Origin of the sequence: Enterobacter sp. YSU (assembly GCF_016082135.1) — a bacterium.
Taxonomy (GTDB): Bacteria; Pseudomonadota; Gammaproteobacteria; order Enterobacterales; family Enterobacteriaceae; genus Enterobacter; species Enterobacter hormaechei_C.
Map to the genome: position 1 here is coordinate 1,774,674 of NZ_CP059487.1, position 26,529 is coordinate 1,801,202.

General features: G+C 56.5%; 24 protein-coding genes and 1 tRNA gene. 14 read left to right on the forward strand and 11 right to left on the reverse strand.

Annotated elements, in window-relative coordinates; all coding sequences use genetic code 11:
* Positions 1 to 121 precede the first annotated feature (121 nt).
* Positions 122 to 197 (forward strand) — tRNA-Trp (locus H2Z33_RS08560).
* 99 nt (positions 198 to 296) lie between these two features.
* On the opposite strand, the gene hdfR is transcribed toward H2Z33_RS08560, so the two are convergent.
* Positions 297 to 1,118, reverse strand: a complete 822-nt coding sequence (gene hdfR / locus H2Z33_RS08565; RefSeq protein WP_047732710.1) for an HTH-type transcriptional regulator HdfR — start codon at positions 1,116 to 1,118, stop codon at positions 297 to 299.
* 118 nt (positions 1,119 to 1,236) lie between these two features.
* On the opposite strand from hdfR, the gene H2Z33_RS08570 reads away from it, so the two are divergent.
* Positions 1,237 to 1,575: a DUF413 domain-containing protein gene (locus H2Z33_RS08570; protein ID WP_006808641.1), complete on the forward strand. Its 339-nt coding sequence runs from the start codon at positions 1,237 to 1,239 to the stop codon at positions 1,573 to 1,575.
* A 27-nt stretch (positions 1,576 to 1,602) separates the two neighbouring features.
* Here the strand turns inward: H2Z33_RS08570 and H2Z33_RS08575 are convergent, their stop codons facing one another.
* On the reverse strand, positions 1,603 to 3,123 hold the full coding sequence (locus H2Z33_RS08575; protein ID WP_023295617.1) for a YifB family Mg chelatase-like AAA ATPase: 1,521 nt from the start codon (positions 3,121 to 3,123) through the stop codon (positions 1,603 to 1,605).
* 340 nt (positions 3,124 to 3,463) lie between these two features.
* On the opposite strand from H2Z33_RS08575, the gene ilvL reads away from it, so the two are divergent.
* The 7 genes from ilvL (at position 3,464) to ilvA (ending at position 10,014) form a co-directional block, all read left to right on the forward strand.
* Positions 3,464 to 3,562, forward strand: a complete 99-nt coding sequence (gene ilvL, locus H2Z33_RS08580; RefSeq protein ID WP_001311244.1) for an ilv operon leader peptide — start codon at positions 3,464 to 3,466, stop codon at positions 3,560 to 3,562.
* An 86-nt stretch (positions 3,563 to 3,648) separates the two neighbouring features.
* On the forward strand, positions 3,649 to 3,699 hold the full coding sequence (gene ilvX / locus H2Z33_RS08585) for a peptide IlvX (RefSeq protein ID WP_166792073.1): 51 nt from the start codon (positions 3,649 to 3,651) through the stop codon (positions 3,697 to 3,699).
* 2 nt (positions 3,700 to 3,701) lie between these two features.
* The gene (ilvG, locus tag H2Z33_RS08590) at positions 3,702 to 5,348 is read left to right on the forward strand and encodes an acetolactate synthase 2 catalytic subunit (protein ID WP_063135471.1); all 1,647 of its coding nucleotides are present in this window, start codon (positions 3,702 to 3,704) and stop codon (positions 5,346 to 5,348) included.
* Positions 5,345 to 5,608, forward strand: a complete 264-nt coding sequence (gene ilvM, locus H2Z33_RS08595; protein WP_003860184.1) for an acetolactate synthase 2 small subunit — start codon at positions 5,345 to 5,347, stop codon at positions 5,606 to 5,608. The genes ilvG and ilvM overlap by 4 nt, the downstream gene beginning before the upstream one ends.
* Before the next feature lie 18 nt (positions 5,609 to 5,626).
* A complete protein-coding gene (gene ilvE, locus H2Z33_RS08600; protein ID WP_063135472.1) occupies positions 5,627 to 6,556 on the forward strand; it encodes a branched-chain-amino-acid transaminase in 930 nt (309 codons plus the stop codon).
* 60 nt (positions 6,557 to 6,616) lie between these two features.
* Positions 6,617 to 8,467 (forward strand): dihydroxy-acid dehydratase, encoded by a 1,851-nt coding sequence (gene ilvD / locus H2Z33_RS08605; protein WP_033488021.1) that lies wholly within the window; start codon positions 6,617 to 6,619, stop codon positions 8,465 to 8,467.
* A 2-nt stretch (positions 8,468 to 8,469) separates the two neighbouring features.
* On the forward strand, positions 8,470 to 10,014 hold the full coding sequence (ilvA, locus tag H2Z33_RS08610) for a threonine ammonia-lyase, biosynthetic (protein WP_026094330.1): 1,545 nt from the start codon (positions 8,470 to 8,472) through the stop codon (positions 10,012 to 10,014).
* A 97-nt stretch (positions 10,015 to 10,111) separates the two neighbouring features.
* Here ilvA and ilvY read toward each other — a convergent pair whose 3' ends face one another.
* Positions 10,112 to 11,002, reverse strand: a complete 891-nt coding sequence (gene ilvY, locus H2Z33_RS08615; protein ID WP_017693777.1) for an HTH-type transcriptional activator IlvY — start codon at positions 11,000 to 11,002, stop codon at positions 10,112 to 10,114.
* A gap of 152 nt (positions 11,003 to 11,154) precedes the next feature.
* Here ilvY and ilvC point away from each other — a divergent pair, with 152 nt between their 5' ends.
* Positions 11,155 to 12,630, forward strand: coding sequence for a ketol-acid reductoisomerase (gene ilvC, locus H2Z33_RS08620; RefSeq protein ID WP_006808634.1), 1,476 nt, complete (start codon positions 11,155 to 11,157; stop codon positions 12,628 to 12,630).
* Positions 12,631 to 12,668: 38 nt separating this feature from the next.
* On the opposite strand, the gene trmL is transcribed toward ilvC, so the two are convergent.
* From trmL to lldP, 5 genes are all read right to left on the reverse strand, one after another.
* A complete protein-coding gene (gene trmL / locus H2Z33_RS08625; RefSeq protein WP_003860178.1) occupies positions 12,669 to 13,142 on the reverse strand; it encodes a tRNA (uridine(34)/cytosine(34)/5-carboxymethylaminomethyluridine(34)-2'-O)-methyltransferase TrmL in 474 nt (157 codons plus the stop codon).
* A 45-nt stretch (positions 13,143 to 13,187) separates the two neighbouring features.
* Positions 13,188 to 14,528, reverse strand: a complete 1,341-nt coding sequence (locus tag H2Z33_RS08630) for an MFS transporter (RefSeq protein ID WP_047056518.1) — start codon at positions 14,526 to 14,528, stop codon at positions 13,188 to 13,190.
* 180 nt (positions 14,529 to 14,708) lie between these two features.
* On the reverse strand, positions 14,709 to 15,896 hold the full coding sequence (gene lldD, locus H2Z33_RS08635; protein ID WP_015572772.1) for an FMN-dependent L-lactate dehydrogenase LldD: 1,188 nt from the start codon (positions 15,894 to 15,896) through the stop codon (positions 14,709 to 14,711).
* Positions 15,893 to 16,666: a transcriptional regulator LldR gene (lldR, locus tag H2Z33_RS08640; protein ID WP_006808630.1), complete on the reverse strand. Its 774-nt coding sequence runs from the start codon at positions 16,664 to 16,666 to the stop codon at positions 15,893 to 15,895. Before lldR ends, lldD begins: the two co-directional genes overlap by 4 nt.
* Positions 16,663 to 18,318, reverse strand: coding sequence for an L-lactate permease (lldP, locus tag H2Z33_RS08645; RefSeq protein ID WP_003860175.1), 1,656 nt, complete (start codon positions 18,316 to 18,318; stop codon positions 16,663 to 16,665). The genes lldR and lldP overlap by 4 nt, the downstream gene beginning before the upstream one ends.
* A 1,100-nt stretch (positions 18,319 to 19,418) precedes the next feature.
* On the opposite strand from lldP, the gene H2Z33_RS08650 reads away from it, so the two are divergent.
* Genes H2Z33_RS08650 through H2Z33_RS08665 form a run of 4 tightly spaced genes read left to right on the forward strand, consistent with a single transcriptional unit; the run spans position 19,419 to position 24,294 of the window.
* Positions 19,419 to 20,000: a fimbrial protein gene (locus H2Z33_RS08650; RefSeq protein WP_015572771.1), complete on the forward strand. Its 582-nt coding sequence runs from the start codon at positions 19,419 to 19,421 to the stop codon at positions 19,998 to 20,000.
* A gap of 30 nt (positions 20,001 to 20,030) precedes the next feature.
* Complete coding sequence (locus H2Z33_RS08655) at positions 20,031 to 20,705, forward strand: molecular chaperone (RefSeq protein WP_017693782.1); 675 nt, start codon at positions 20,031 to 20,033, stop codon at positions 20,703 to 20,705.
* Positions 20,706 to 20,709: 4 nt separating this feature from the next.
* Positions 20,710 to 23,190 (forward strand): fimbria/pilus outer membrane usher protein, encoded by a 2,481-nt coding sequence (locus tag H2Z33_RS08660; RefSeq protein ID WP_032651950.1) that lies wholly within the window; start codon positions 20,710 to 20,712, stop codon positions 23,188 to 23,190.
* Positions 23,191 to 23,199: 9 nt separating this feature from the next.
* Entirely contained in the window at positions 23,200 to 24,294 is a 1,095-nt protein-coding gene (locus H2Z33_RS08665; RefSeq protein ID WP_032668988.1) for a fimbrial protein, read from the forward strand.
* 32 nt (positions 24,295 to 24,326) lie between these two features.
* Here the strand turns inward: H2Z33_RS08665 and H2Z33_RS08670 are convergent, their stop codons facing one another.
* From H2Z33_RS08670 to mtlD, 3 genes are read right to left on the reverse strand one after another with little or no spacing between them, the layout of a single operon-like run.
* Positions 24,327 to 24,689, reverse strand: coding sequence for a YibL family ribosome-associated protein (locus H2Z33_RS08670; RefSeq protein WP_015572767.1), 363 nt, complete (start codon positions 24,687 to 24,689; stop codon positions 24,327 to 24,329).
* A 58-nt stretch (positions 24,690 to 24,747) separates the two neighbouring features.
* The gene (mtlR, locus tag H2Z33_RS08675) at positions 24,748 to 25,338 is read right to left on the reverse strand and encodes a mannitol operon repressor MtlR (protein ID WP_015572766.1); all 591 of its coding nucleotides are present in this window, start codon (positions 25,336 to 25,338) and stop codon (positions 24,748 to 24,750) included.
* Positions 25,335 to 26,483 (reverse strand): mannitol-1-phosphate 5-dehydrogenase, encoded by a 1,149-nt coding sequence (gene mtlD, locus H2Z33_RS08680; protein ID WP_017382581.1) that lies wholly within the window; start codon positions 26,481 to 26,483, stop codon positions 25,335 to 25,337. The genes mtlR and mtlD overlap by 4 nt, the downstream gene beginning before the upstream one ends.
* Positions 26,484 to 26,529 lie beyond the last annotated feature (46 nt).

Consider the following 26,529-nt stretch of genomic DNA (forward strand, 5'->3'; position numbering starts at 1 on the left):
AGTTCAGTCGGTTAGAATACCTGCCTGTCACGCAGGGGGTCGCGGGTTCGAGTCCCGTCCGTTCCGCCACTTATTAAGACATTAAGCCTGCCCTTCCGGCAGGCTTAATGGCAAAAACTTTAGGGGCGTAGCTCAGTTGGTAGAGCACCGGTCTCCAAAACCGGGTGTCGCGAGTTCGAGTCTCTCCGCCCCTGCCATATAGAATCCTTTGCTTCGGCAAAGGATTTTTTTTGCCTGCAAAACAGCTCAACACCTTCCTGAAGAATAAGCAGCCTGCGTTTCCGCAGGCTTTTGCGTTAATCCAGTATGCTGGTTTTTAACAGATCTTTTATCTGCGACTGCTTATCGCTGTTTTGCAGCCAAATGGCATACAGCGGTCTGGAGAGCGTTGTCGAATCGGTGACAACATGGAGTGTAGGTTTATTATCCGCCCAGCGAGCAGGTAACCAGGTACAGCCTTTCAATGCGGGAAGATGCTGGCATGCGATCTCCGCTGAGCTTGTCGTGAGCTGCGGGATATCATCGCTGGCAATTAACCCCGTCTCGTGTTGCTGAAAATCAGGCCCCCATTCCAGGCGTAAATAATTCAGATCGGCCTTCATCATTGCAGGCTCCGATGCATAGAGCGCCAGGCTAAATTGTCCAACAATCTGGCTGCTAAATTCGTCCATCTTGGGGGCTTCTGTGGTGATCAGCAGATCAAGCTGCCGCTCGTGGAGTTGCTTAACCAGCGACTGACGTTGCGCAATCCTCGCCTCAAATTGCAGATGGTTGTGTGTGCGATATAGCCGCATAAGCCATTGGCTGAGCATGCATTCCCATAGCGATGCGCTGGCACCGATCGAGAATTCATTATGCCGGGAGGTGTGCGCAACCTCCTTTCGCGCTGCCTGCCAGGTATTCATCAGGGTTTCTGCATAAGGCAACAGCTTTTCACCAGCCGGAGTTAAACGAATATTGTTGCGATGGCGGGTAAAAAGGTTCACACCCAGTTGATTTTCCAGCTGTCGAATACGAAAACTGACTGCTGACTGCGTCAGGTAGAGGGCTTCAGCTGCTCGCCCAAAGTGTCGCGTTCTGCTCACTTCGAGGAAAGTTTTTAGCAATTCCGTATCCACATCTTTCTCCACAAAATTATTTGTCGTTATGATTTAAATGTTTTGTTTTACACTCTGTCAAGCGTAACTAATACTCCGCGCCATAAATAGCTCGGCCAAAGAATTAGGAGCGTGTAGGATGGCGGAAAGCTTTACGACGACTAATCGTTTTTTCGACAATAAACATTACCCGCGCGGGTTCTCTCGTCACGGCGATTTCACTATCAAAGAAGCTCAACTTCTTGAGCGCCATGGTTATGCCTTTAACGAGCTGGATCTGGGTAAACGTGAACCGGCAACCGAAGATGAAAAACAGTTTGTCTCTGTTTGCCGTGGTGAGCGTGAGCCGCAGTCTGATGCAGAACGTGTATGGATCAAGTATATGGCTCGCATTAAGCGTCCTAAGCGTTTCCATACGCTGTCTGGCGGTAAGCCGCAGATGGAAGGTGCAGAAGACTACACCGAGTCTGACGATTAAGAAGAGAAGGGGCTACGGCCCCTTTTTTTACGCCAGCATTTTTTGCAGATGCAACAGCAGCCGATCGATCGCACGGTAACTTAATGCCTCCTGCAAATGCCGCCTCTCTATTCCGGAGCAGCCCTCCACGTCGGCGACCGTGCGCGCTACTTTCAACAAACGCTGCCACGCGCGAATGGATAGCCCAAACCGCGTCAGTGTATCTTCCAGCCAGCCTGCATCTTCAGCGTTAAGAGAACAAAACTGTCGGATCCCGCTGTTATCCAGCCGGGCATTCAGCCTGTTCTGACGAGCATACTGCCGCGCCTGCGCCGCAATAACCCGTTCACGCACAGTTGCTGAGCTTTCGCCCCTAATACCGGTTTGCCTCAGCAGACCGGGCGGGGGCAGGGGGATCTCGAGAGATAAATCAAAACGGTCGAGGAAGGGGCCAGACAGCTTACTCAGATAGCGCAGCGTCTGCTCCGGCGTACAGCGGTTATGATTGCCCTGATAATGACCCGTAGGACTAGGGTTCATCGCCGCGACCAGCTGAAACTGCGCAGGGTAGCTTATTTTGGCCCGAGTACGAGACAAATGGATTTCGCCGGATTCAATCGGCTCCCGCAATGCATCCAGCACGCGGCGTTCAAACTCTGGCAATTCATCCAGAAACAAAATGCCGTTGTGCGCCAGTGAGATTTCACCCGGTCCGGGGATCGAACCCCCGCCCACCATCGCGGTAAGAGACGCACTGTGGTGTGGAGAGCGGAAAGGACGGCGGCGCCACTGTTTATGCAGCGAGGTAGAACTGACCAGGCTAAATATCGCGGCGCTTTCCAGTGCTTCATGATTATTGAGGGGTGGCAACAGGCCGCTCAATCTGCTCGCCAGCATCGTTTTCCCCGTGCCTGGCGGACCTATCAGTAACAGGTTATGCCCACCCGCGGCCGTTATCTCTAACGCCCGTTTACCCTGTTCCTGACCCATAATATCGCTGAGATCCTCGGGCGAAGCTGGCGCCACCTCGTCATTCTCCTGCGGCTCGGCAAGCTCGTGTCGGCCTTCCAGCCAGGCGCAAACCTCTTGCAAATGTCCCGCGACAAGACACCCCTTTTCGGCGATAAGGCTTACTTCAGAGGCATTTTCATTGGCCACAATGATTTGTCTTCCCGCGCGTATGGCTTCAAGCGCACCCGAGATTGCTCCGGGAACGCCTCTTAACGCGCCTGTAAGCGCTAATTCACCCACGAACTCACACGAGCTTAGCCCTGGCGTATTGAGCTGTTCAGAAGCCGCGAGAAGCGCTATAGCAATAGGTAAATCATATCGCCCTCCCTCCTTTGGCAAATCGGCGGGCGCAAGGTTAATGGTGATCTTCTTCGCCGGAAAAGCATAACCGCTATTAATAATTGCGCTGCGCACGCGATCCCTCGCCTCTTTAACGGTCGTTTCTGGTAAGCCGACCAGCGTCAGGCCGGGCAGTCCATTACTTAAATGAACCTCTACAGAAATAAGCGGTGCCTTCACGCCGATGGCCGCGCGTGTATAAACAACTGACAGTGACATAAGCCCTCCTTGGCGGTGACTATGCCAGCATCATTTTTTCCTGTTTAGCACTAATTCACTGAATTACGGCGCTCGTTCCAGCCTTTTAGCGGCAAAATGTAATCCTTACATGTCGGTGGAATCGGCCTCGCAGAAAAGAAATCATGCGCGCCTTGCCGGATGAAGCAGGACAAAAAAATGAAAAATCTTCATTTCTATTTTTTCCCTATATAAAACAACGATTTTGAAAGAAATAGTTCGCATGCTACAGATATAGGTCATAAAAAAATCTTGTGTCAGATGAAATATCTGTGGTAACTCTTTAGGTATTCCTTCGAACAAGATGCAAAAAGAACTGAAAATGACAGCCCTTCTACGAGTGATTAGCCTGGTCGTGATTAGCGTGGTGGTGATTATTATCCCACCGTGCGGGGCTGCACTTGGACGAGGAAAGGCTTAGAAATCAAGCCTTAACGAACTAAGACCCCCGCACCGAAAGGTCCGGGGGTTTTTTTATGACTAAAAAACTTAAATGAGGAGCAGAGAATGACGACTAGCACAAAATTCTGTTTCTCCAGATTTATGACGGGGAACTAACTATGAATGGGGCACAATGGGTAGTACATGCGTTGCGCGCGCAGGGAGTCGAAACCGTATTCGGTTATCCGGGTGGCGCAATTATGCCGATTTACGATGCACTGTATGACGGCGGCGTGGAACACCTGTTGTGCCGACACGAGCAGGGCGCAGCGATGGCCGCCATCGGTTATGCCCGTGCGACCGGTAAAACCGGCGTCTGTATGGCCACCTCAGGTCCCGGCGCAACGAACCTGATCACCGGCCTGGCTGACGCGCTGCTCGACTCCGTACCCGTGGTGGCGATCACCGGCCAGGTGGCCTCTCCGTTCATCGGCACCGATGCCTTCCAGGAAGTGGATGTGCTCGGTTTATCGCTGGCCTGCACCAAACACAGCTTCCTCGTTCAGTCTCTCGAAGAGCTGCCGCGGGTGATGGCCGAAGCGTTCGAGGTTGCCAGCTCTGGCCGTCCTGGCCCGGTTCTGGTTGATATCCCGAAAGATATCCAGATTGCACTCGGCGATCTGGAGCCGCATTTCTCTACCGTGGAAAGCGATAATGCGTTCCCGCATGCAGAGGTGGAAGAGGCGCGTCAGATGATGGCGCAGGCCAGACAACCGATGCTGTACGTAGGCGGCGGCGTGGGCATGGCGCAGGCTGTTCCGGCGCTTCGCGCGTTCATTGCGACCACGCAAATGCCCGCCACCTGCACGCTGAAAGGTCTCGGTGCGGTAGAGGCGGATTACCCGTACTACCTCGGCATGCTGGGGATGCATGGTACCAAAGCGGCAAACCTGGCGGTGCAGGAATGCGACTTGCTTATCGCCGTCGGCGCCCGTTTTGACGACCGCGTTACCGGCAAGCTGAATACCTTCGCGCCGAACGCCAAAGTGATCCATATGGACATCGACCCGGCGGAGATGAACAAACTGCGTCAGGCGCATGTCGCGTTGCAGGGCGATCTTAACGCGCTGTTACCGGCGCTGGAGCAGCCGCTGGATATCAACCCATGGCGTCAGCACACCGCTGATATGCGTACTGAACACGCGTGGCGTTACGATCACCCAGGCGACGCCATCTATGCGCCGCTGCTGTTGAAACAGCTGTCAGACCGTAAACCCGCAGACAGCGTGGTAACGACGGATGTCGGCCAGCATCAGATGTGGTCAGCCCAGCACATGACCTACACCCGCCCGGAGAACTTTATCACCTCGAGCGGGTTAGGGACGATGGGCTTCGGTCTGCCCGCTGCCGTGGGCGCACAGGTTGCCCGCCCGAACGATACCGTTATCTGTATCTCCGGTGACGGCTCCTTCATGATGAACGTCCAGGAGCTCGGCACCGTGAAGCGTAAGCAGTTACCGCTGAAGATCGTCTTGCTCGATAACCAGCGTTTAGGCATGGTTCGCCAGTGGCAGCAGCTGTTCTTCCAGGAGCGCTACAGCGAAACGACCCTGACCGATAACCCCGATTTCCTCACCCTGGCCAGCGCCTTCGGCATTCCTGGCCAGCACATCACCCGTAAAGACCAGGTTGAAGCGGCACTCGACACCATGCTGTCAAGCGAAGGGCCATACCTGCTTCATGTCTCAATCGACGAGCTTGAGAACGTCTGGCCATTGGTACCGCCCGGTGCCAGTAACTCACAAATGCTGGAGAAATTATCATGATGCAACATCAGGTCGCCGTGCAGGCTCGCTTCAACCCGGAAACTTTAGAACGCGTATTGCGCGTGGTTCGCCACCGTGGCTTTCAGATTTGCTCTATGAATATGGAAACGGCCACCGACGCGCAGAACATCAGTATCGAATTAACCGTTGCCAGCCCGCGGCCGGTCGACTTACTGTTTAGTCAGTTATCAAAACTGGTAGACGTTGCCCATGTTGCCATCTGCCAGAGCACAACCACATCACAACAAATCCGCGCTTAAGCGTGACAGGACGAAAAAATGACGACAAAAAAAGCTGATTACATTTGGTTCAATGGTGAGATGGTTCGCTGGGAAGACGCGAAAGTTCACGTGATGTCCCACGCGCTGCACTACGGCACCTCCGTGTTTGAAGGGATCCGTTGCTACGACTCTCACAAAGGGCCAGTGGTGTTCCGCCATCGCGAACACATGCAGCGTCTGCATGACTCAGCCAAAATTTATCGTTTCCCGGTCTCCCAAAGCGTTGATGAGCTGATGGAAGCCTGCCGCGAGGTGATTCGCCAGAACAAACTGACCAGCGCCTATATTCGTCCGCTGGTGTTCGTGGGCGACGTTGGCATGGGCGTGAACCCGCCCGCCGGCTATAACACCGATGTGATCATTGCCGCGTTCCCGTGGGGCGCCTACCTGGGCGCGGAAGCGCTGGATCAGGGGATCGACGCAATGGTTTCTTCCTGGAACCGCGTGGCGCCAAACACTATCCCGACTGCGGCTAAAGCGGGCGGTAACTACCTTTCCTCACTGCTGGTCGGCAGCGAAGCGCGCCGTCACGGCTATCAGGAAGGTATCGCGCTGGATGTGAATGGCTACATCTCCGAAGGTGCGGGCGAAAACCTGTTTGAAGTGAAAGACGGCATTCTGTTCACCCCGCCGTTCACTTCGTCCGCGCTGCCGGGCATCACCCGCGACGCCATCATCAAGCTGGCAAAAGATCTGGGTATCGAAGTGCGCGAGCAGGTACTGTCCCGCGAATCCCTGTACCTGGCTGACGAAGTGTTCATGTCCGGTACCGCGGCTGAAATTACGCCGGTGCGTAGCGTCGATGGCATTCTGGTGGGCGAAGGCCGCTGTGGCCCGGTCACCAAACGCATTCAGCAAGCCTTCTTCGGCCTGTTCACCGGCGAAACAGAAGACAAATACGGCTGGTTGGATCAGGTTAATCACTAAATATAAATTTGGGACGGCACGCACCGTCCCATTAAATAGTCAGACGGGAGTAAATAAAGCATGCCTAAGTATCGTTCAGCCACCACCACCCACGGCCGTAATATGGCGGGTGCCCGCGCACTGTGGCGCGCCACCGGAATGACCGACGCCGATTTCGGCAAGCCAATTATCGCCGTGGTGAACTCCTTCACCCAGTTTGTGCCGGGCCACGTGCACCTGCGCGATCTCGGTAAGCTGGTTGCCGAGCAAATCGAAGCCTCCGGCGGCGTGGCGAAAGAGTTCAACACCATTGCGGTGGATGACGGTATCGCAATGGGCCACGGGGGAATGCTCTATTCACTGCCGTCGCGCGAGCTGATCGCCGACTCGGTGGAGTACATGGTTAATGCCCACTGCGCCGATGCGATGGTCTGTATCTCCAACTGCGACAAAATCACCCCGGGGATGCTGATGGCTTCCCTGCGCCTGAACATTCCGGTGATCTTCGTTTCTGGTGGCCCAATGGAAGCGGGGAAAACCAAGCTCTCCGACAAAATCATCAAGCTCGACCTGGTCGATGCGATGATCCAGGGCGCGGATCCGAAAGTCACTGACGAGCAGAGCGACCAGGTGGAACGCTCCGCGTGCCCGACCTGCGGCTCCTGTTCCGGTATGTTCACCGCCAACTCCATGAACTGCCTGACCGAAGCGCTGGGTCTTTCTCAGCCGGGTAACGGCTCGCTGCTGGCGACCCACGCCGACCGTAAACAGCTGTTCCTTAACGCGGGCAAGCGCATCGTTGAGCTGACCAAACGCTACTACGAGCAGGACGACGCCAGCGCGCTGCCGCGTAACATCGCCAGCAAAGCGGCGTTCGAAAACGCCATGACGCTGGATATCGCCATGGGCGGTTCCACCAACACCGTTCTGCACCTGCTGGCCGCCGCGCAGGAAGCTGAAATCGACTTCACCATGAGCGACATCGACAAGCTCTCCCGCAAAGTGCCGCAGCTGTGTAAAGTCGCGCCGAGTACCCAGAAGTACCACATGGAAGATGTCCACCGTGCGGGTGGCGTGATTGGTATTCTCGGCGAGCTGGATCGCGCCGGGCTGCTGAACCGCGACGTGAAAAACGTGCTCGGCCTGACGCTGCCGGAGTCGCTGGAGCAGTACGACGTGATGCTGACCAAAGACGACGCGGTGAAAAACATGTATCGCGCCGGTCCGGCGGGCATCCGTACCACCCAGGCGTTCTCGCAGGATTGCCGCTGGGACACGCTGGATGACGATCGCGCCGAAGGCTGCATTCGCTCGCTGGAACATGCCTACAGCAAAGACGGCGGTTTGGCCGTGCTGTACGGTAACTTCGCGGAAAATGGCTGCATTGTGAAAACCGCAGGCGTGGACGACAGCATCCTGAAATTTACCGGCCCGGCAAAAGTGTATGAAAGCCAGGACGAAGCGGTAGACGCTATCCTCGGCGGCAAAGTGGTGGAAGGCGACGTGGTGGTCATTCGCTACGAAGGGCCGAAAGGCGGTCCGGGCATGCAGGAGATGCTCTACCCGACCACCTTCCTGAAATCGATGGGCCTCGGCAAAGCCTGCGCGCTGATCACCGATGGTCGATTCTCTGGCGGCACGTCAGGCCTCTCCATTGGTCACGTCTCGCCAGAAGCGGCAAGCGGCGGCAATATCGCGATCATCGAAGATGGCGACCTGATCGAAATCGACATTCCGAACCGCGGCATTCAGTTGAAGCTGAGTGACCAGGAGATTGCGGCCCGTCGTGAGGCGCAGGAAGCCCGCGGCGACAAAGCCTGGACGCCGAAAGATCGTCAGCGTGAAGTCTCCTTCGCCCTGCGCGCTTACGCGAGTCTTGCCACCAGTGCAGATAAAGGCGCGGTGCGCGATAAATCTAAACTGGGGGGCTAATGATGGCCGAGTCACAACCCTTATCCGCCGCCCCGGAGGGGGCGGAATACCTGAGAGCGGTACTACGCGCGCCGGTCTATGAAGCGGTGCAGGTCACGCCCCTGCAAAAAATGGACAAACTCTCTTCGCGTCTCGACAACGTCATTCTGGTGAAGCGTGAAGACAGGCAGCCGGTGCACAGCTTTAAGCTGCGCGGCGCATACGCGATGATGGCCGGGCTGACGGACGAGCAGAAAGCGCGCGGGGTGATTACCGCCTCGGCGGGCAATCACGCGCAGGGCGTGGCGTTCTCCTCGGCGCGTCTGGGGCTGAAGGCGCTGATCGTGATGCCGGTCGCCACCGCAGATATCAAGGTCGACGCGGTGCGCGGGTTCGGCGGAGAAGTGCTGCTTCACGGCGCTAACTTTGACGAAGCCAAAGCCAAAGCGATTGAGCTGGCGCAGCAGCAGGGCTTCACCTGGGTGCCGCCGTTCGATCACCCGATGGTGATTGCCGGGCAGGGTACGCTGGCGCTGGAACTGTTGCAGCAGGACGCCCATCTCGACCGCGTTTTCGTCCCGGTGGGCGGCGGTGGCTTAGCCGCAGGTGTGGCGGTGCTGATCAAACAGCTGATGCCGCAGATCAAAGTGATTGCGGTTGAAGCGGAAGACTCTGCCTGCCTGAAGGCGGCGCTGGACGCCGGACATCCGGTAGATCTGCCGCGCGTCGGGCTGTTCGCCGAGGGCGTGGCGGTGAAGCGCATTGGCGACGAAACGTTCCGCCTGTGCCAGGAGTATCTAGACGATATCGTCACCGTCGACAGCGACGCTATCTGCGCGGCGATGAAAGATCTCTTCGAGGATGTGCGTGCGGTGGCGGAACCATCCGGCGCGCTGGCGCTGGCGGGAATGAAAAAATACATCGCCCAGCACAATATTCGCGGCGAGCGTCTGGCGCACGTGCTTTCCGGTGCCAACGTGAACTTCCACGGTCTGCGCTACGTTTCCGAGCGCTGTGAGCTGGGTGAGCAGCGTGAAGCGCTGCTGGCGGTGACCATTCCGGAAGAGAAGGGCAGCTTCCTGAAGTTCTGCCAGCTGCTGGGCGGCCGCTCGGTAACGGAGTTCAACTACCGCTTTGCCGATGCCAAAGATGCGTGCATTTTTGTCGGCGTGCGTCTGAGCCGTGGCGTGGAGGAGCGCAAAGAGATCCTCAGCCTGCTGCATGACGGTGGCTACAGCGTGGTCGATCTCTCCGACGACGAGATGGCGAAGCTGCACGTGCGTTACATGGTCGGCGGCCGTCCATCCAAGCCGCTCAAGGAACGCCTGTTCAGCTTCGAGTTCCCGGAATCGCCGGGCGCGCTGCTCAAGTTCCTGCACACGTTGGGTACGCACTGGAACATCTCTCTGTTCCACTACCGCAGCCACGGCACCGACTATGGCCGCGTGCTGGCGGCGTTCGAGCTGGGCGAGCACGAGCCGGATTTCGAAACGCGCCTGAACGAGCTGGGCTATGAGTGCCATGACGAAACCCACAACCCGGCGTTCCGTTTCTTCCTGGCGGGTTAGGTTGTTCGGGAAAATGCCTGATGGCGCTGCGCTTATCAGGCCTACGTTCTAAGGTTTGAACTGCGTGTAGGCCGTGTAAGCGCAGCTCCACCCGGCTTTAGTGGTTCGGCAATATCGTCCAGAACGCATCAATAAGCGGCTCATGCAGCCGCTTTTTTTGTGCGCACACGCCGAGCTCGAACGGCGTTTTCTCATCGCTGCGTTCTAAAATCATCACGCGATTGCGCACCGGCTCCGGGCTGTTTTCCAGCACCACTTCCGGTAGCAGCGCTACGCCGCAGCCGAGCGCCACCATCGATACCATCGCCTCATGGCCGCCGACCGTGGCGTAAATCGACGGGTTACTGATCTTCTGGCGGCGGAACCACAGCTCAATGCGGCGGCGCACCGGCCCCTGATCGGCCATGATAAACGGCACCGTGGACCAGTCCGGTTTCTCCACCGAAACCTGGTTGCGCACCGGGCAGGGCAGCGCCGGGGCAATCAGCACTACCGCCAGATTTTCCAGCATCGAGAACGCCACCGCCCCCGGCAGCGTTTCGGGTTTCCCGGCAATCGCCAGATCCGCTTCGCCCGTTACCACTTTTTCCATCGCGTCGGCGGCATCGCCGGTGGTGAGCTTAATTTCAACCGACGGATGTTCCGCACGGAAGCGGTCGAGAATGGGGGGAAGATGGCTGTAGGCAGCGGTCACGGAACAGAAAATATGCAGCTCGCCGGAAAGCGACGGCCCCTGCTGGTCGATGGTGTGCCGCAGCTGCTGATACTGTAATAACGTCTGCTGAGCAAAGATGCGCAGCTCTTCACCGGCTTCCGTGAGAGTGACGGTGCGGTTATCGCGCACGAACAGCGGCTGGCCGAGGTCTTCCTCAAGGCGCTGGATCTGGCGCGACAGCGTGGAGGGGCTGACGTGCATCGCCCGGGCGCTACGGCCAAAGTGACGGCTTTCCGCCAGGTGCAGGAACATTTTCAGATCGCGTAAATCCACCGATTCCACTCCCTCTTTTTACATTGCATAAATTGCAATGTGACGTTGTGAATATATCAATTTCCGCAATAAATTTCCTGTTGTAATGTGGGTACATTCTCGCTGAAACGCGAACCGAACAATAAGACACACAACATCACGAGGTATCACCCATGGCTAACTACTTTAATACACTGAACTTGCGCCAGCAGCTGGCGCAGCTGGGCAAATGCCGCTTCATGGCGCGCGATGAATTTGCTGATGGCGCGAGCTACCTTCAGGGTAAAAAAGTGGTCATTGTCGGCTGTGGCGCACAGGGTCTGAACCAGGGCCTGAACATGCGTGACTCCGGGCTGGATATCTCCTACGCCCTGCGTAAAGAAGCGATTGCCGAAAAGCGTGCTTCCTGGCGTAAAGCGACCGAAAACGGCTTCAAAGTGGGCACCTACGAAGAGCTGATCCCGCAGGCGGATCTGGTGGTTAACCTGACGCCGGACAAGCAGCACTCTGACGTTGTGCGTTCCGTACAGCCGCTGATGAAAGACGGCGCCGCGCTGGGTTACTCCCACGGCTTCAACATCGTTGAAGTGGGCGAGCAGATCCGTAAAGACATCACCGTGGTGATGGTGGCACCGAAGTGCCCGGGCACCGAAGTGCGCGAAGAGTACAAACGTGGCTTCGGCGTACCGACGCTGATCGCCGTTCACCCGGAAAACGATCCGAAAGGCGAGGGCATGGCGATTGCCAAAGCCTGGGCTGCGGCCACTGGCGGCCATCGTGCGGGCGTGCTGGAATCTTCCTTCGTTGCGGAAGTGAAATCTGACCTGATGGGCGAGCAGACCATCCTGTGCGGCATGCTCCAGGCCGGCTCTCTGCTGTGCTTCGACAAGCTGGTGGAAGAAGGCACCGATCCGGCATACGCGGAAAAACTGATTCAGTTCGGCTGGGAAACCATCACCGAAGCGCTGAAGCAGGGCGGCATTACGCTGATGATGGACCGACTGTCCAACCCGGCAAAACTGCGCGCGTTCGCACTCTCTGAACAGCTGAAAACCATCATGGCGCCGCTGTTCCAGAAACACATGGACGACATCATCTCCGGCGAGTTCTCTTCCGGCATGATGGCGGACTGGGCGAATGACGATAAGAAACTGCTGACCTGGCGCGAAGAGACCGGTAAAACCGCGTTCGAAACCGCACCACAGTATGACGGCAAGATCACCGAGCAGGAGTACTTCGATAAAGGCGTCCTGATGATCGCGATGGTGAAAGCGGGCGTTGAGCTGGCGTTCGAAACCATGGTGGATTCGGGCATCATTGAAGAATCTGCGTACTACGAATCGCTGCACGAGCTGCCGCTGATCGCAAACACCATCGCCCGTAAACGTCTGTATGAGATGAACGTGGTGATCTCCGATACTGCCGAGTACGGTAACTACCTGTTCTCTTACGCCTGCGTACCGCTGCTGAAAGAGTTCATGACCACCCTGCAAGCGGGCGATCTGGGCCAGGCGATTGCGGAAGGAGCGGTTGATAACGCGCAGCTGCGTGACGTCAACGAAGCGATTCGCAGCCACGAAATCGAGAAAGTGGGCCAGAAACTGCGTGGCTACATGACCGATATGAAACGTATCGCGGTAGCAGGCTAAACACGACGAATCGGGTGGCGTAAGCCACCCGAACTGTTTTAGCTACGCAATATCGCGCCGGGATAACCCAGCTGGCGCCACGCCTCATACACCACCACCGACACCGCATTCGACAGGTTCATGCTGCGGCTGTCCGGCATCATCGGAATACGAATTTTCTGCTCAGCGGGCAGGGCATCCAGAATGGTGGCCGGCAGGCCGCGGGTTTCCGGACCAAACATCAGATAATCCCCGTCCTGATAGCTTACGGCGCTGTGCGCTGGCGTACCTTTGGTGGTCAGGGCGAACATGCGCTGTGGTTTTTCGGATCCCAGAAACGCGGCGTAATCGTGATGACGAACGACGGCGGTAAACTCATGGTAGTCCAGCCCCGCGCGGCGCAGACGTTTGTCGTCCCACGTAAAGCCCATCGGCTCAATGATGTGCAGACGAAAACCGGTGTTGGCGCACAGGCGGATAATATTGCCGGTGTTCGGCGGAATTTCTGGTTCGAATAAGACGATGTTAAGCATGCTGCCCCCTTAATTGCGGGGGCAGAATAGCAGAAAAGAGAGGGACTAGGCGACGCCCGGCTCCTGCGCGCGGCTATACAGCATTTTGTAGACGGTTGCCGCCGCAGCCACGAGAGCAGGTACGCTGAGGATCATTAAAATACTGTCCGCCTGCCACTGCATGGAAAGAAGCTGGGCGCTGGTCAGGGTGCCCGCCACGCCGCCGAAGCGGCCGATCCCCTGCATCCAGGCGATACCCGTCGCACGGCACTCGGTAGGGTAAAAGGTGGCGGCCAGGGTCTGCATGCCCGACTGCGCGCCGTTCATCGCGATCCCCATCAGGAAAATTAACCCGCCAAACAGGGCGATATGGTTATGCTCAATGCCGAGTAAAAGAATCAGGCCCATCGTCAGCACGAAACCACACGCGACCACCTTGTGCGCTTCCCAGCGATCCATCATCCAGCCCGCGAGCAAAATGCCAGCGGTGCCGCCGAAGGTGAACAGCGAGGTGAGCCAGGCGGATTCCGCCAGCGCATATCCCATCCCCTGCATCAGCGTTGGCATCCAGCTCAGCAGGACGTAATAAATCACCAGCCCCATAAAATAGGTGACCCACAGCATCAGGGTGCCGGGCAGCCAGGGCATGGAAAACAGCTGCGACACGCTGCCTTTTTTCGACGCGACTTTCTCCTCCGCGAGGAAAAAGCCCGTGACGCTATCCAGCGTGCTGCGGGCGAACCGGCTGGCGATGCGGCGAACCTGGGCGACGTCTTTCCCGCGCTGCACCAGAAACTTCACCGACTCCGGCAACAGCAGCGCCAGCAGCACCGTTAAAATCAGCGGCGCAATCGCGCCGGTCAGCAGCACGCTTCGCCAGCCGTGGTGAGGGATAAGCCAGGATGAGATTGCTCCGCCGCCCGCCGCACCCAGCGGAAAGCCGCAGTACATGGTGTTAATTGCCATGGCGCGGCAGCGCTGGGGGGCAAACTCGGAGATCAGCGTGATGGCGTTAGGCATGGCAGCGCCAAGGCCGAGGCCTGTCAGAAATCGCCACAGCGTCAGGGTATTCAGACTTTGCGCCCAGGCCGTGCCCAGGCTCGCCAGGCCGAAGAACAGACACGAAAAGACCAGCACGCGCTTGCGTCCCATCCGGTCCGATACCGGACCTGCAATCAGGGCACCCAGCGACAGCCCCAGCAGCGCCGCACTCAGCACCGGCCCCAGATCCTGTTTATGTATTCCCCACTCCGTCGACAGCGTAGGCGCAATGTAACCCATCGCTGCGGTATCAAACCCATCAATCGCCAGCACCAGAAAGCCCAGCACAATAAGAAGCCAGTGAAACCCTGAAAAAGGACTTTCATCGATCACCTGCTGAATATCCACCTTACCTGAATACGCCATACGCTCCACTCCGATCTGATGTTGTTTTTGTGTTCTTGTATTTGCTTGTCTATACAATTGCGGAAGGCAGGTGGATGTCAAATTTTCTTATCCAGAATGTTACGCAGGTGTTATTTTCGACAAAAAAAGCGCCCGAGGGGGAAGTCGGGCGCGGAAGAAGGGGAGGCTAACCGGGGGAGATCAGGCCGCGTTTCCCTGAGAAAGAGGGGCCAGCGCCGCAGGCAGCTTACTGAGCTCCTGCACCAGAGAGTCTTTGCTGATTTCACCGATTGTTTTCGCACCGGTCAGCGTCATCGCCACCTTCATCTCTTTCTCGATCAGGTTCAGCAGATTCGCCACGCCCGCCTGGCCGCTGGTGGCCAGCGCGTACAGGTAAGCACGGCCCAGCAGCACGCTGTCCGCGCCCAGGGCGATCATGCGCACCACGTCCAGCCCGTTACGGATGCCGCTGTCGGCCAGGATCGCAATATCGCCTTTCACCGCATCGGCAATGGCCGGCAGGGCGCGGGCGGAGGAGAGCACCCCGTCAAGCTGGCGGCCACCATGGTTAGAGACCACGATCCCATCGGCGCCAAAACGTACCGCGTCGCGGGCATCTTCCGGGTCGAGGATCCCTTTGATCACCATCGGGCCGTCCCAGAATTCGCGGATCCACTCCAGGTCTTTCCATGAGATCGACGGATCGAAATTGTTCGCCAGCCAGCCGATGTAATCTTCCAGCCCGGTCGGTTTACCCAGGTAGGCCGAAATATTGCCCAGATCGTGCGGACGGCCGTTCACGCCCACATCCCACGCCCACTGCGGGTGCGTCACCGCCTGCCAGTAACGGCGCAGGGCCGCGTTAGGGCCGCTCATGCCGGAGTGGGCGTCGCGGTAGCGCGCGCCGGGGGTCGGCATGTCGACGGTAAAGACCAGCGTTGAGCAGCCCGCCGCTTTGGCGCGCTCCAGTGCGTTGCGCATAAAACCGCGATCGCGCAGGACGTACAGCTGGAACCACATCGGGCGCTTGATGGTCGGGGCGACTTCTTCAATCGGGCAGACGGACACGGTGGAAAGGGTAAACGGAATGCCTTTGGCATCTGCGGCGGCGGCGGCCTGCACTTCACCGCGACGGGCATACATGCCGCATAAACCGACAGGTGCGAGCGCTACCGGCATGGAGAGCGTTTCGTTAAACAGCTTCGTCTCAAGGCTCAGGTCAGACATATTCTTCAGCACGCGCTGGCGCAGGGCCACCTCCGACAGGTCTTCCACGTTGCGGCGCAGGGTGTATTCGGCATACGCCCCGCCGTCAATGTAGTGGAACAGGAACGGGGGCAAAATGCGCTGCGCCGCGGCGCGATAATCACTGGCTGCTGAAATAATCATGCTTTGTTCTCCCTGGAAATATCACTCTCGCCAGGCAGACGGGTAATACGCGCCTGTCGGGCCTGATCTTCATCGAATCGTTTAATGGTGGTATGCACGAAGCCGAGATGCGCCATCATCGCCTTGCGCGCGGCCTCGGCATCACCGGCCAGAATGGCGTTGAGCACCGCCTCGTGCTGTTCGGTCAGCTGAGCAAACACCGGCGGGACCAGATACATGCGCTGGCGGCTCTGCTTCACGGAGGATTGCAGCAGGTCGAAGAACCCGCGCATGGTTTGCAGCAGTACCACGTTGTGCGAGGCCTCGGCAATCGCCAGATGGAACCGCACATCCGCCTGGGAGGCGATGTCCGGGTCGCTGCTTTGCGTGGCTTCAAAACAGGCTTTGAGCTTCTCTTTGTCGGCGTCGGTTGCCCGCATCGCCGCGTGCCACGCTGTACTGGTTTCGATGGCGTGACGCGCTTCGAGGATGTCGAAGCTGTAGTCCGGGTCGTTTTCCATCAGCGTCTTCAGCGGCTGCACGATGTTTTGTTCGGACCAGTCGTCATGCTGCCAGCGCACGAAGGTGCCGCCGCCGCGACGGCTCAGCAGCACCCCTTCACTAACCAGCGTCGCCAGCGCCTCGCGCAGCGAGTTGCGCGACACGCCAAGCTGAGCGGCAAGCTGACGCTCGGCGGGCAATCTCATGCCCGCTTCCAGCTGTTGTTCTTCTATCAGCGCCCGTACGCGAGTGGCAATCTCGTCGGACAGGCGTCTGGGCATCACTATCATGGAATCATCCAGGTTAAGACATAGGCCTGCAATGTGGTGATCACGCCCACCATGCAGGTAAATATCAGGCTGTGTTTAACGGTAAAGCGGAACAGGTCCGACTCTTTGCCTACCAGCCCCACCGCGGCACAGGCAATGGCGATGGACTGCGGCGAGATCATCTTCCCGGTCACGCCGCCGGTGGTGTTCGCGGCGACCAGCAGCACGTCCGAGACGCCAATCTGCTGCGCGGCCGTGGCCTGTAGGGCGGCAAACAGGGCGTTAGATGACGTATCTGAACCAGTCAGGAACACCCCCAGCCAGCCGAGGAACGGCGAGAAGAAGGTAAACGCGTGGCCGGTATGCGCCAGCGCTAACGCCAGCGTCGACGACAGGCCGGAGTAGTTCGAAATAAACGCGAACGCCAGCACCATGCCGATGGAGTAAATCGGCAACATCAGCTCTTTAATCGTCGCCGCAAAGGTCTGCACCGCGGCGGCAGGCTTCATGCGCAGCCACACTACGGAAAGGATAGCGGCAAACAGGATGGCCGTGCCGGTGGCTGAGAACCAGTCGAACTTAAACACTGCCGCATATGGCGTGGCGTCGTGCACCACCGGCGGCATACGGGCGACCATTTTGTCGAGGAACGGCACGGAGATATTAATCACCATGTCGTACAGCGCGCCGCCCGGGGCGAACAGGGCTTTAAACGGCGGAATGCTCCACAGCGTCACGGTGGCGGTCAGGAACAGGAACGGTGACCATGCGCGCACAATCTGTCCGGCGGTATAGCCGGTGCGCGCCAGCGTCTGATCCACGTGCGATGCGCCCATGTCAGCAAAGCGGAAGATACGTACCGGCTGCCAGCGTTTCAGGAACAGCGTCAGGCAGACCAGCGACACCAGGGAAGAGATGATGTCCGGCAGTTCCGGGCCGAGGAAGTTGGAGCTGAGATACTGGGCAATGGCGAACGAACCGCCCGCTACCATCACCGCAGGCCAGGTCTCCTTCACGCCGCGCCAGCCGTCCATAATCGCCATGATCCAGAACAGCACGATAATGGTCAGGAACGGCAGCTGGCGACCCACCATCTGGCCGATCTCGAAGCTGTCCAGCCCGGTCACCTGGCCCGCCACCAGAATCGGAATGCCCATCGCGCCAAACGCTACCGGGGCGGTGTTCACAATCAGGCACAGGCCAGCGGCATACAGCGGGTTAAAGCCCAGCCCGACCAGCAGAGCGGCGGTGATCGCCACCGGCGCGCCAAATCCTGCCGCCCCTTCAAGGAACGCCCCGAAGGAGAAACCGACAATCAGCATCTGTAAACGCTGGTCCGGTGTAATAGAGAGAATCGACGAGCGAATAATGTCGAACTGCCCGGTTTTGACCGAGATTTTGTAGACAAAGACGGCGGCGATGATGATCCACGCAATCGGCCACAGGCCGTAGAAGAAACCATACACCACGGAGGCCAGCGCGCGATCGACCGGCATTTTATAGAAGAACAGAGCCACCAGCAGGGCGATGGCAACGGTGTACGTTGCGGCAAGGTAGCCCTTCAGCTTGAGCTTAATTAGCGCAAAGAAGAAAAACAGGATCGGTAGCGATGCGATCAGGCTCGACAGCCAGATATTCCCGGCCGGATCGTAGTTTTGTTGCCAGAGGCTCATGCAGGTCTCCTGAGGACCACACAGGTGTTCGTCGGGTGAGTCTCTGCTCATCTCAGCGTCACACTTAGTGTAAAAGTGGTCCATCCAATATTGTGATGTAGGGGTAATGGCAATAAATGGTTAACCAAGTGTTGCTATTCGGCAATGGTTTTGTGAAGTGGAGCATCAAAACTGTGAACGATGGATAGCTTTGCGCATGATTGGTAGGACCAAAATCGCAAAATCAACTCACCGTGTGCGTTGGGAGCGGTAGTCAGGTGGAGGGCATTACTTTCGCCTTTTGAGCAGATACGGCGCGTAAAAGATGTTGAATAAAATGGGGAGGTGATAATATTACGTGAATTGAATGAGGTTTGTTTGCTTTATTTGTGTTTTTGAAAAGCTGTATATATGTGAGCAGAGTGATTTATTTCCTATAAATAAAATTTTTTTTTGGTTAAAAATGCGAAATCTAAGCTGTAGCAAAAAATTTTAATTAAGGTAAATTTCACATATAGATTTTAACAGTGTATTACAAACGATCAATTGCTGATCGATAAAGAAATATCCTGTTTAACCGTGATTTTTCAGGATAAAGGGCAAGAATTTTTTGCTGAAGTGACATTTTTTGGCTAATAATATTCTGAAATAAATTGATCAAACAATGATCAGTTGGCTCTCTTGTAATTTAGTTACGGTATTAAAAGCAAATTAATAATTATCAGGGCAATCGAAAGGGGTTAAATTTGTTAGCTAAGTGTTAATTCCAGAGTGTTTACAGACGCGGCGTACTGCTTTTCAATACGTAGACGCTAAAAGGCATATGATTTACTATTTATTCAGAAGCAACGTTACAGAAGACATTAAATTTATTACTAACCACAACGTATTCAGTGTTATTTTCGGCCAGAAGTCATTTCCTCAGTTGCAGGATATCTGTGTATGGCCTTCTGAAAATATACGGATTATCACCATGGGATGGACCCTGCTTTATTCTATAAGGTCGCGTGACCCATTCTGCTAAAACCCTTTTGGTGGCGTTTTTAAATCCTTATAGCGGTTATTGTACCTGGTACAACAAGTCTATATCTGTTTAATTTACAGAGGGGAAAGTGTTCCAAATGAAAATCAAAAATGTGGCGCTGGCGATTGCCGCGGCGGGGCTGCTGTTATCTTCTCAATCAGTACTGGCAAGCAGTGATTCTGGCGTTAATGCTTCCCTGGATACAGGCGCTGGCTCGCAGAGTACAGGCGGCGTGATCAACTTTACCGGGAAAATCACTCTTATTTCCTGTGATATTACCCCTGCGTCAAAAAGCAAAACGGTAGACCTCGGCGCGTGGGCGAAAAGCTACTTCGACGATCACAGCGAAACGACGCCGCGTGAGTTCAAAATCAACGTAGAGAACTGCCCGGAGACGGTTGAATCGGTTGCGGTACTGTTTGACGGAACCAAAGATACGGTGAATGACACACTGCTACAGGTTACGCCAGGCGAAGGTATGGCGACGGGCGTCGGCGTGAAGCTTTATAACAGCGATCGCAGCACCGCGATTAAACCGGGTACGGTATCTGAAACAACCGCACCGGATGCTGAAGGCAATGCTGAATTAACGTTTTATGCCTCTCTCGACAAAGACGGGTCGGAAATTAACGCGGGCGACGTCAATGCCGTTTCCAACTTCCTGATGGTTTATAACTGATTTCACTCTCAGCTACCTCCAGAGATAATAATGATGAAACGTTTATCGTATATTATGCTCACTGCATTAATGGTTAGTTCTGCGTCAGTTTCCGCTGGCGTTGTAATGGGGGGAACACGGATCGTATACCCACAACACAGCAAGGAGGTGGCATTTTCTGTTTCTAATATGGAAAGTGCGGTTCCCTATCTTATTCAGTCGTGGGTTGAAGGTGATGGGCAGGATAAAAATAACGCTGCGCCATTTATTGTCACACCACCTCTGTTCAGACTTGATCCGGAGCAGACCAACACGCTGCGTATTCAATATACCGGCGCTCCGCTGCCCACAGATCGTGAATCTGTATTCTGGCTCGATATTAAAGCGATTGCGCCAAAGCCAAAAGAGAGCAGCAACGAATTACAAGTTAACGTTAAATCGAAATTTAAAATTTTCTACCGCCCGGACAACCTTAAAGGGGACGCTGCCACTGCCTGGCAGAAAATAACGTTTTCGCGGACGGGAAAAGGGCTTAAGGCCGCCAACCCGACGCCATACTACGTCTCTTTTTATCGACTGTCCGTTGGCGGGCATAAAATTGAGCAGCCGGGCATGATCGGTCCAGGGGAAACCCGCGAATGGCCTGTGTCCGCCTCCGGGGGCGTAAGCTGGTCGGCTATTAATGATTTTGGTGCCATCACCGCCACCCACACCCAGCCTCTTTAAGACCATGTCTTTTCGCCTGTTTCGTTACGCGCCGCTTTCGGTGTTGCTGCTTAGCTTCAGCCGCGCGGGGATGGCCGAGGATTACTTTGATCCCGCCGCGCTGGAGCTTTCCTCTACCGAACAGAAAACGGCGGATCTGCACTATTTCTCTGAAAAGGGCGGGCAGATGCCAGGCACCTGGCTCGTGACGCTGGAGATTAACGGACGCGAGGAGCGGCATCAGGAGATCACCTTCGTCAATGAGAAAGGCAGCCTGCAACCCGTTTTTAGCGTATCGCTGCTGGAAGCGCTTGGGGTGAATGTCAGGGCCATTCCTGCATTCTCACGGTTGCGGGAGGGAGAAACGTTCACGCACCTCGCGGATTTCATTCCGGCAGCGCGAACCTCCTATGATTTCAACCAGCAGCGTCTCTTTCTCAGCCTGCCGCAGGCGGCGATGAAACACCGCAGCCGTGGCTACGTGCCGCAGTCGCAGTGGGACGATGGTATCCCGGCGGCCTTTACTGATTACAGTCTGTCGGGCGGCCAGGCACATCATCAGCGTGGCGTCACGACATCCAGCTATCTGAGCCTGCGTAACGGTATCAATCTGGGGGCGTGGCGGTTGCGCAACACCTCCGCCTGGAGCCACAGCGACGCGGGCGGCGACCATTTTCAGTCGCAAAGTAGCTGGCTGACCCGGGATATTCGCCGTCTTAACAGCCAGCTACGGATCGGCGATGCCTGGACCGCAGGCGACGTCTTCGATAGCGTGGCGTTTCGCGGGGTACAGCTCACATCAAGCGAAAGCATGTTGCCCGACAGCCAGCGCGGCTTCGCACCAACCATCCGCGGCGTCGCACACAGCTTCGCTAAAGTCTCCGTTTCGCAAAATGGCTATGTGATCTATGAAACCTGGGTGGCCGCCGGGCCATTTATCATTAACGATCTGTTCCCCGGCGCACAAAGTGGCGATCTACAGGTGACGGTCACGGAAAGTGACGGCTCAACGCGCGTCTTTACCCAACCCTATTCTGCGGTGCCGTTTATGCGACGCCTGGGCAGCCTGAAATACAGCCTCAACGCCGGACGATTTCACTCCGGCTCCGGCGATGCGCGTTCACCTGAGTTTGTTGAAGGCGCTTTCTTCTACGGCCTGCTCTCGAGGATGACGGTGTATGGCGGCTTTCGTACGGCGAGCAACTATCAGGCCGGTGCAATTGGCGTAGGCAGAGGGTTTGGCGCATTTGGCTCGCTGGGCATTGACGATACGCTGGCAAAAAGCCGTTTACCCAATGGCAAAAGCGCGATGGGGCAGGCGTGGCGCATTCAGTATCAGAAAGATTTCAGCGCTACCGGCACCGCCTTCAACCTGGCGAGTTATCGCTATGCCTCGCGCAATTACTATGAATTCAGTGAACTGAATCAGTCTGACAGCCAACAGCTGCAACTCAATAATCGCCGTAGCCGCTCGCAGGTCACCTTCTCACAGACGCTGGGTCAGTTCGGCAGCCTCAGCGTCTCGGCATGGATGCAGGATTACTGGCATACGTCCGGGCAGGATAAAACCATCCACATTGGCTGGTACACCAGCTGGCGAGGCATTACCTGGGGCGCGGGGTATGACTACACCGACTCAGCGCTTGAGCAGCATCCCGATCGTACCGTGTCGTTTAACGTCAATGTTCCGCTTGGTCACTGGTTACCGGACAGCTCGGTCAGTTACTTCATCAACCACAACAATCGTGGGATGACCACTCAGCAGGTGTCACTCAACGGCAGTGCGCTGGCGAATCGCAACCTTAATTACAGCGTTCAGCAGAGTAAGGCCAGCGAGGGACAAGCCGACAGTACCAGCCTGGCGCTGCAATACAACGGTGGCTACGGCAACGTCAGCCTCGGTTATGACCACAGCCGAAGCGGTAGCAACGCGAGCCTCGGACTCGCCGGAGGCGTTATCGCCACGCAGTATGGCGTCACGCTTAGCCAGCCGCTGGGCGATACCGTCGCCCTGCTACGCGTGCCCGGCGCGGCGAACGTTGAGCCGGAGGGCTACAACGGGATCCATACCGACAGCCGCGGCTATGCGGTCATGCCAACGCTCTCGGCGTACCGCAAAAATACCGTCAGTCTTGATACGGCGACGCTGGGTGAGAACGTCGACGTTGAGCAGAGCGGTCTGACGCTCATTCCCACCAGCGGCGCGGTGGTGCTGGCCAATTACAAAACCCACATTGGTTATCGCGTTCTGTTTTCCCTGCGATACCACGGCGAACCGTTGCCGTTTGGCGCGCAGGCTGAAGTGGTGGAGCAGAACCGCCATTCTGCAAACCGAAGCATGGTCGCTGACGGCGGTCAGGCCTACCTGAGCGGGGTACCAGAGCGCGGCACCCTGCGCGTCAGCTGGTATCAGGACGGGGAGCAGCAGCAATGCCAGACACCTTTCAGACTGGGGAAAGCTCATATGGCCCCCGGTATCGCCACGCTATCCGTTGAGTGCCATTAGAGGAATATCATGCGTCGTTTTATTCACTGGTTTTTCTATCTGAGCCTTCTTTCGCTTTTTGGCATGCTGAGTTTTCATGCCCATGCTCAGACCTCATCTTGCCGCACCACGCGCGATCAGTGGGTCGTTCAGGTGCCCTACGCCATAGGGTATGCGCCCGGCACGGCGGACTGGACGCCGATATCTGCGCCGATACAGTCTACCGGGGCGGATTTCTACAGCTGTGATGGCGGGAATGATGCCTGGCGTAGTATCGGCTTTGTCGACGTGGATAACCCCGTCGGCACCGTGGTTGGTGAAGACGGCGCGTCACGTCACGTCTATAAAACTCAGATCGACGGCATCGGCTATGCGCTGGGGTTCCGGGAACAGCAGTACTGCGGCGCCGATGCGGTACGCTATATTGACGGCACAAGTCAGGTGAATGGCAATGAGTCCAGGCGCATTTGCGACGCATCGCAAAACCCCGCCTTTGCCAGCGCCTCAATGTATAAAATGCAGTTCTGGGTGGTGTTTTACAAAATTCCAACGACCAGCGCCATGCCTGACGATAACGCCAATTCCCAGGAGCAAAATGTCGGATCGCTGATATTGCAGGCGGGAGAAAATCAAGCCAGCGCCACCAACGTGGCGACACCGGTACAGATCCATCTCGCCAGCTTCACCGTCAGGCGTACCAGCTGTTCAGTGGGCTCTCGCAGCATTCTTGTTCCCATGGGGAGCGTGAGCCAGCGTGAATTTCATGGCATAGGCTCCCGCGCCGGAGGCGGACGCTTCAGCATTCCGGTGACCTGCGAAAATAACACGGCGGTGAAGATGGGTTTCTTTGGCGATACCACGCCGGGCAACGATCGGGCGCTGGCGTTGACGAAGCAGGAGGATAGCGCCAGCGGTGTCGGGATCGAACTGCTTTACGGTGACAATACCGGTTCGGTTCAGGGGCAGGTGGTACCGTGGAACACCCCACAGGTGTCAGCATTTGAGCAAGTGGGGGATAACCAGACGCAAACCTTCTGGTTTGATGCGCATTACCTTCAGACGGAAGAGAACGTGACGGCGGGAAAAGCGGATGCGATGGCGACGTTTAACCTGATTTACAACTGAGTTTCCCCTGCCGCAGCGGCAGGGGAGGACGATCAGAACGCGGTCTTACAAAAACCCGTCATCTCTTTCAGGCCCATTTCGCGACCAAGCTCAGTCATCGGGTGCACCACTACCAGGCCACGGACGCTTTTCTTCAGCTTGCCCATGTCGGCCTGCTCTTTTTTGGTGATCGCGCGGCGATGCGGCATGTTCATCAGCTTCTGCGCTTCTTTACTCAGCTTCTGGCCTTTCACTTCGCGCAGGCGTTCAATTTCCGCCTCCAGCTTCACGGACTCTTTTTCCAGCTCGGCATATTTCTCGGCAGAATCGACCAGGGAGAGGCCAGCCATCTGATGGCGGATCAGATCCAGACGGTCGCTCAGGCGTTTAATTTCGTTCTTTTCGACTTCTTTCATGACAAATAACTCTGAAAACGGGGAATTTACAGGGAAGGATACACCAATGTGTGCGGGCTTACTTCTGAAACGCTTTTTTTAAGCTGATTTTAGAAATCAGCTCAGTCAGGGAAAGCACCATGGTGGAGCGCACAACCTGTTGATAACGCAGCTTTTGCATCGCGTACAGCTCAGGGTCGCTGTTATCAAACTGAGGTGCGGGAGGGAGCGCGGATACGCAGTGCAGTTCGCCGAAGGGCCCCAGTATCTCATCATCGGTAAAGGTGTACTCATTACCGTCATGATTGAGCTCTTCGCGCAGCGCCATTAACAGCTCGGCGTCTTCATACTCCTGGCGGTTCAGCACGCCAAGACCGTAAATCAGCTTCAGCCGTACCGATAAATCGCCCAGCGGTCCGTCTCCGTCCAGTAACGGTTCTACAGCATACTTTACCGCGTAGTCGTCTTTGCGAAACACCTGAAGCACCAGAATGTTCACCGCCTCGGTTAACAGCTCGACGGCGGCAATCAGGAAACTTCGTACGGTTTTGCCAGCATTCAGACGCTCAAGCACACGATTTTCAAAGGCCTGGGTTTGTTCCATTATTGCCTGCATATCTGACAATCTGTTATTCGGGCGCAGGCTAACCTGCGCCGGACTCTGCATCATTTGGTTGCGTTGTATGCGCTGACCGCCTCCGCAACTACGTCACTGTTGGCATCCAGACCGGAGATCTGCGCCAGCGCAGCCTGCGCGCCTTTGTCATCAATCAGCTGAGCCAGCTCAATCGCCTGCGGGTCCTGCTCGCTGCGGTAGTGCATGGCGGCAGCGATGCCCTTCACCAGGTTAGCGTGCGGCAGGCCGTATTCCAGCGTGCCCAGCAGCGGTTTAATCAGGCGGTCGCCCGCGCTTAGTTTACGCAGCGGCTGACGACCCACGCGCTCAACGTCATCTTTCAGATACGGGTTTTCAAAACGACCGAGGATTTTCTGGATGTATGCCGCGTGTTTATCAGCATCAAAACCGTAGCGTTTGATCAGCACCGCGCCGCTCTCTTCCATTGCCCCTTTGACCACCGCACGGATGTTCTCATCGAGGATCGCGTCACGAATCGTCTGATGACCGGCCAATTTTCCGAGGTACGCGGTTATAGCATGCCCGGTGTTCAGCGTGAAGAGTTTACGTTCGACAAATGCCATCAGGTTATCGGTTAATTCCATTCCCGGAATGGTCGGCAGCGCGCCCTTAAACTGGGTTTTATCAACGATCCACTCGCTGAAGGTTTCCACGGTCACTTCCAGCGGGTCGTTGGTGGCGGATGCTGACGGCGGAACGATGCGATCCACGGCGGAATCCACAAAACCCACGTGCGCTTCAACCCAGGCTTTATCTTCGTCGGCGACGGCCGCAAGAACGTGGCCTTTCAGCTGCGTGGTGCCGCGCACCATGTTTTCACAGGCGATGATGTTCAGCGGCGTTTCAACGCCCTGTGCTTTACGCTTCGCCAGGCCTTTCGCGACCGCCGGGGCGATACGCTCAAGCACCACCGGACCCACGGCGGTGGTGACCAGATCAACGCTCGCGATGAGGTCAATCACGTCGTCGCCAATGCTGCTTACCGCGTTGACGCCAGAGACCGTTTCAACCTGTTCGTTTTCACCCACCACGTGAACCTGATAGCTATGACGGGCATTCAGGGCATCCAGAACCACCTGATTCACATCGGCGAATGTCAGGGTAATGCCCGCGTCTGCCAGCAGTTTACCGATAAAGCCACGACCGATATTACCTGCGCCAAAATGTAATGCTTTCATAGTGTTAACCTTCATCAATGTTTTTACCCGAGAGGGCTGGGGTGAG